The following is a 4,561-nucleotide window of genomic DNA, read 5'->3' on the forward strand; positions in this document are numbered from 1 at the left end:
ATTATATAACTAAAATACAAATTATAGAAGAGGAGGTATACTTTGTGAAAAAGATCGTTTTACCAATAGTTTTCATGCTGTTTTCTTTAGTATTAGCTACCCCAACATTTTCTAGTGAAAAAGAAGATCAAGAATTAGAAGAATTAGCTCAAACAGGTGAAATTATCTATATGGACGATGAAATTACAGTTAGAAGTTTTGGAAATGATACAGAAATATCTGATGTTATTTTTAATCATCCTAATAGTGTTGTTGTAAATGAGAATAATCCTATGTCGTATTCATCAGCTACTGGTCCTGGAGGACGAGCTAGTATTGTAGCAAGTGATACAGGCAGAAGTGTATATTGGTCTGTTAAACCCGCTACAGCATGGCCGTATAATTTTAAAGGTATTGTAAAATTAAGATATCATTCTGGTTTTAAGAGAGATGCACCTGTAGGTGGCATGGGAGCTTTAGGTTCAACTATTAGCGGTGGTGTAACAATGAATAAAAATAACGGTGGATATGCAACTCTTACAGGTACAGCATATGCATTAAATAAATCTCGCTTTATCGTTTTACCAGGAGTGACTACTTCATTTAGACCAAATTAATATTATAGTTTGGACAATTAATAAAATACAATATAATGCTATATATTAATAAAGAAACAACAGAAAAAGAGCTCGGTGTAGATAAAGATTCTTTTTAAATGTTAATATCAGAATACTCCGATAAATAAATATCTATATCTTCTCATTTATAGTCAGAAGGACTAGAAATTACTTCTAATATGTATATTAATCCGAATATGGGTGAAATTACGCTTTTAAATCAATGGATAAAAGAAAGTTTGCAATCAAAGAATATAAGTATTTCTGTAAATGATAATGATAAGTTATCATTTGTCATTACAGTGAATTTAGGTAAAAAGATAGGTACTAAAGGTGAAAAGAAAATAAAAATTGTGATAGGATTTGATGGTAAAATATGGACGAGTTATCCAATAGCGTAGATTTGAATATGAGTTTACAACTGATAAAGACTCTATTCCCTTTAATTTAAGTAATTCTCCTGCCGTTGCATTAAGGGTTGAGGGGATACTTACAATTAAAATAAATAATGATATATATTTCCAAGTGGATATTGCATTGTTAGAATTTTATCTCTATTTACTAAAATGGGTACAAACAAAAAAGGTGAGTCGTACAAGAATTCAAATATTATTCTCTTGAATTTGATGAAGATGAAACAATAATTTCTTTGCTCCCTTTTGAAAATAGCGCAAGATTAGCATCAATTTGGGAAGTGAATAAATTATACAATGTTTTTGAATTAAGCTAAATAGTACAAAAGCTAACCCAACTAACAAACAGACTTGGAAATGATATTGAAAATCATTATGATCTTCAAATGAATACCTTCATTAGGAAAGTACCTTTTAAAGGTTAACTATGAAGATCTGCTAATGTAGATCTTCATTTTTGTGTATCCTTGGAATAATGATGTTGATCGGATTAAGTGGTTCCATACGAAATATGGTACAACTGTTGAAGAAATAATTATCAGCCAACATATTCGCTTTTTGCATCTCGAAGTATATTTCTCCATCTCCTCAATGTCTAAAAACTATATGAAGAGTGTATGTTTTGAAATGATATTTTAACACCAGCAATTCTTTTTTAGAGATAGATTTCCTTATTTCGCATGTGCATTTCCTTCTATGATAGATAATGCGCCGTGATTAACTTCTTCACAAAAGAATTGTCCCCCCCTTTCCTCCCAAGGTAACAATCTCACTTTTTCGTTATCACATCGAATCCAGAACCCAAAATATAAGCAGGCCGGCTTCGGTGAATATGGAGAATTATAACTCCTTTTAACATGAAAGAAATCAACGTTTTCAACGAACTACACCTCCTAAAATACGAACATTAAATTACATTTATATTTTAATGTTCACTTTTCCATTGATTATCTATCGGTTATTTGTTATATTAGCAAAGTAATAATCGTATATATCATTATTCGTATATGCTCGGAAATATGGTCTGAGCGTTTCTACCTGGTTCCCAGTGAAAGAACTAGACTACGAGTTAAAGTATTCGGCTGGCCGGCTTTTTTGAGCAGCTAATGATTTAGCATTCGCTTCTTTTTTTGCTAAATTATCCATACTTTGACTTTGTAGGTCTAGAAGGCAGAAAACAGTATGCCGTTCTGGACCTTTTTCTTTGGACCAATGATCAGATAATTTGTTTGAAGGAGAGTTTATATGAGAAAAAACAGGTTAAAGCAGTACTCGTTATTAGGAATCATTACTTTACTTTTCGTGTCGATGATTGCAGCTTGCAGTTCTACTCCCAAAAATGAAACGACAGAAAAAAAGGCTCAAAGGCCTATTATCGTTCAAGGTCCTATGCCAATCGAAGCTGAAAATTTCGCCAAAAAGTTGAAAAATGTTAAAGAAGAAAAATCAGGAGATTTTGTATTTTACATTGGAACTTTAAACAATTATCCTGTAATCGTTGCAAAAACAGGTAAAGGGATGGAAAACACAGCTGCCGCTACAGCAGTGGCTATAGAAAGATATAACCCTATTGCCATAATCAATCAAGGTACATCCGGCGGACATGATCCAAGTTTAAACGTTTTTGATATTGTTTTAGGAAAAAGAACGGTAAACCTAGGTTCATTAAAAACGGCAGATAAAGCTAAAAACCAAGGAATTGATCCAACTGTATGGAAACCGATGGACCTCATGGCTTCTGCAGGAAGCGCAGGAGAAGATCCTAATGCTGAAAAGCCACGCTTCTACGAGGGAGATAAGGATTTACTCGCAGCTGCTCATGCCGTTAAAGATACCTACACAAAAGGTAAGGTTGTCGATGGTACTATCGGTTCTGCAGACGTTTGGAATAATGAAGTGGATCGGATTAAGTGGTTCCATACGAAATATGGTACATCTGTAGAAGAAATGGAAGGAGCCTCGGCAGCACAAATCGCCAAAGCTTACGATGTGCCCTTCTTAGGAATACGAGTGCTATCCAATAATAAAGTGAACGGCGGTAAATATAACCCTAATACAGCAGCATCCAATCAAGAATACGTTTATGAAGTAGTCAAACAATATATCTCTACGATGCCAAGCAAATAATATCGGGCTCGGAGCAGATGCCAACTATCCCTATAATGAAATAAAAGAAGAGCACATATTAGATACAATAATATGTGCTCTTCTTTTATTTGCGGAGGGCTTTGCTCATATTTACCGGACTATTTTTTGGTTATATTGATTCTTCCTCCTTGCAAAATAATAAGCTGAGGCTATTCAATGTGTAAAGTCTGGCGGTAAAAATGAATAAATCACTGTAGTTATTTTCTACGTATTCCTCAATGATGCTCATTCCTTTTCTAAATCTATCAACCAATAAATGCGTGTAGTTTTCATCCCAGGTAAACCGATTGATTCTTTTAAGTTCATCTGCCAATACTTGAAACTTAAACTCCTCAACAAGAAGCTTTAATTGATACAATTTATCTGTATGTAAACAAAAGATGTTGTTTTTATTTTTATGATGTTTATCAACAAATTTTATAAAACCATGTATATTTTTTGCCAGCATATTCGCTATTTGCATCTCGAAGTTCATTTCTCCATCTCCTCAATGTCTAAAATCTAATACTTTTCTATGAAGAGTGTATGTTTTGAGATGATATTTTAACACCAACCATACAGTTAATTCTGTATTCTCCAAAAAAATTTTCTCCCGATGTATATCAATATCTAATAAACTCTTATACCAAATATAAACATAAATTTACTAGAGCAATCAGTTTATTACACTGTTTGCTCTAGTAAAGATTTTAAGTTCATCTAATGTTATTCTACCCACTATAAGACTGCAGCCATGATTCCACATACAATTAATTACCCCAAGCCATGTAGGGACACTATTCATAGCTGCCCATATAAAAAGTAATAGGATAATAGGACACAAACGAAACAAAAAGTTAAGTGTTTATATTATTAAGTGGCATTCCCCGGTAAATTACTTTGTATCTCGAGACCAATTTTTTAAGGGATCTTGTGAACTAGGTTCTATATAGGTTCCATCATACTTTTTTTCTTTTCCGGTTATTTTATTTTTCTCAATAATTGTATATTCACCTTTATCACGCTTTTCTGTAATAAAATAATTACGATATTTATAACCTTTTTCTGGGCCTGTCAATATCATTTCTTGTTTATATTTTACTGGCTTATTGAAGCTATCTTTTAATTCAGCCTCGATTCTCTTTGGAATTTCTCCGTCTTTTAGATCAACTCCACTATAATAATCTACTTTTTTAGTCACTTCCTTGCCAAAGGGAACCTTAGCATAATTCTTAGTATTCTCTATATTTTCTGTATAACTTTTAGTTACACTATAGGAATAAATCAAATTCGATGCTAAACCAGGAGAAGAATAATTCACTATTGCAGCAACAATAACAATACATACCACCAATACAAAAAAAATATTTTTTTTATTCATATTTCCGTCACTACTTTCATTATTTTATATAATATCTTATGTAG

4 protein-coding genes, 3 pseudogenes and 1 riboswitch are annotated in these 4,561 nt (G+C 32.6%); of the genes and pseudogenes, 5 read left to right on the top strand and 2 right to left on the bottom strand.

Annotated elements, in window-relative coordinates; genetic code table 11:
* Positions 1-44 precede the first annotated feature (44 nt).
* The 5 genes and pseudogenes from ACFWE9_RS26045 (at position 45) to ACFWE9_RS26055 (ending at position 3,136) form a co-directional block, all read left to right on the top strand.
* Positions 45-596, top strand: a complete 552-nt coding sequence (locus ACFWE9_RS26045) for a hypothetical protein (protein ID WP_230160011.1) — start codon at positions 45-47, stop codon at positions 594-596.
* Positions 597-811: 215 nt separating this feature from the next.
* Positions 812-997: pseudogene (locus ACFWE9_RS26050) on the top strand (SAR2788 family putative toxin); the annotation flags it as partial.
* 13 nt (positions 998-1,010) lie between these two features.
* Positions 1,011-1,217, top strand: a pseudogene (locus ACFWE9_RS27160) (DUF7878 domain-containing protein); the annotation flags it as partial.
* Positions 1,201-1,326, top strand: a pseudogene (locus tag ACFWE9_RS27165) (DUF7878 domain-containing protein); the annotation flags it as partial. The pseudogenes ACFWE9_RS27160 and ACFWE9_RS27165, both read left to right, overlap by 17 nt.
* A gap of 664 nt (positions 1,327-1,990) precedes the next feature.
* Positions 1,991-2,094: riboswitch (purine riboswitch) on the top strand.
* Between the two features lie 223 nt (positions 2,095-2,317).
* On the top strand, positions 2,318-3,136 hold the full coding sequence (locus tag ACFWE9_RS26055) for a 5'-methylthioadenosine/S-adenosylhomocysteine nucleosidase (protein ID WP_377359545.1): 819 nt from the start codon (positions 2,318-2,320) through the stop codon (positions 3,134-3,136).
* 130 nt (positions 3,137-3,266) lie between these two features.
* Here the strand turns inward: ACFWE9_RS26055 and ACFWE9_RS26060 are convergent, their stop codons facing one another.
* Both ACFWE9_RS26060 and ACFWE9_RS26065 read right to left on the bottom strand, forming a co-directional pair.
* Entirely contained in the window at positions 3,267-3,632 is a 366-nt protein-coding gene (locus tag ACFWE9_RS26060) for a hypothetical protein (RefSeq protein ID WP_230160015.1), read from the bottom strand.
* A 399-nt stretch (positions 3,633-4,031) separates the two neighbouring features.
* The gene (locus ACFWE9_RS26065) at positions 4,032-4,517 is read right to left on the bottom strand and encodes a hypothetical protein (RefSeq protein WP_377359543.1); all 486 of its coding nucleotides are present in this window, start codon (positions 4,515-4,517) and stop codon (positions 4,032-4,034) included.
* Positions 4,518-4,561: the final 44 nt, after the last annotated feature.

Source organism: Peribacillus sp. NPDC060253 (assembly GCF_042727425.1).
In the GTDB taxonomy this organism is placed as follows: Bacteria; Bacillota; Bacilli; order Bacillales; family DSM-1321; genus Peribacillus.

What these genes read in the sequence shown, in the direction of transcription:
- ACFWE9_RS26055 (WP_377359545.1), top strand. Translation starts at nt 2,318, where the DNA reads ATGATTGCAGCTTGCAGTTCTACTCCCAAAAATGAAACGACAGAAAAA.
- ACFWE9_RS26065 (WP_377359543.1), bottom strand. Translation starts at nt 4,517, where the DNA reads ATGAATAAAAAAAATATTTTTTTTGTATTGGTGGTATGTATTGTTATT.
- ACFWE9_RS26060 (WP_230160015.1), bottom strand. Translation starts at nt 3,632, where the DNA reads ATGAACTTCGAGATGCAAATAGCGAATATGCTGGCAAAAAATATACAT.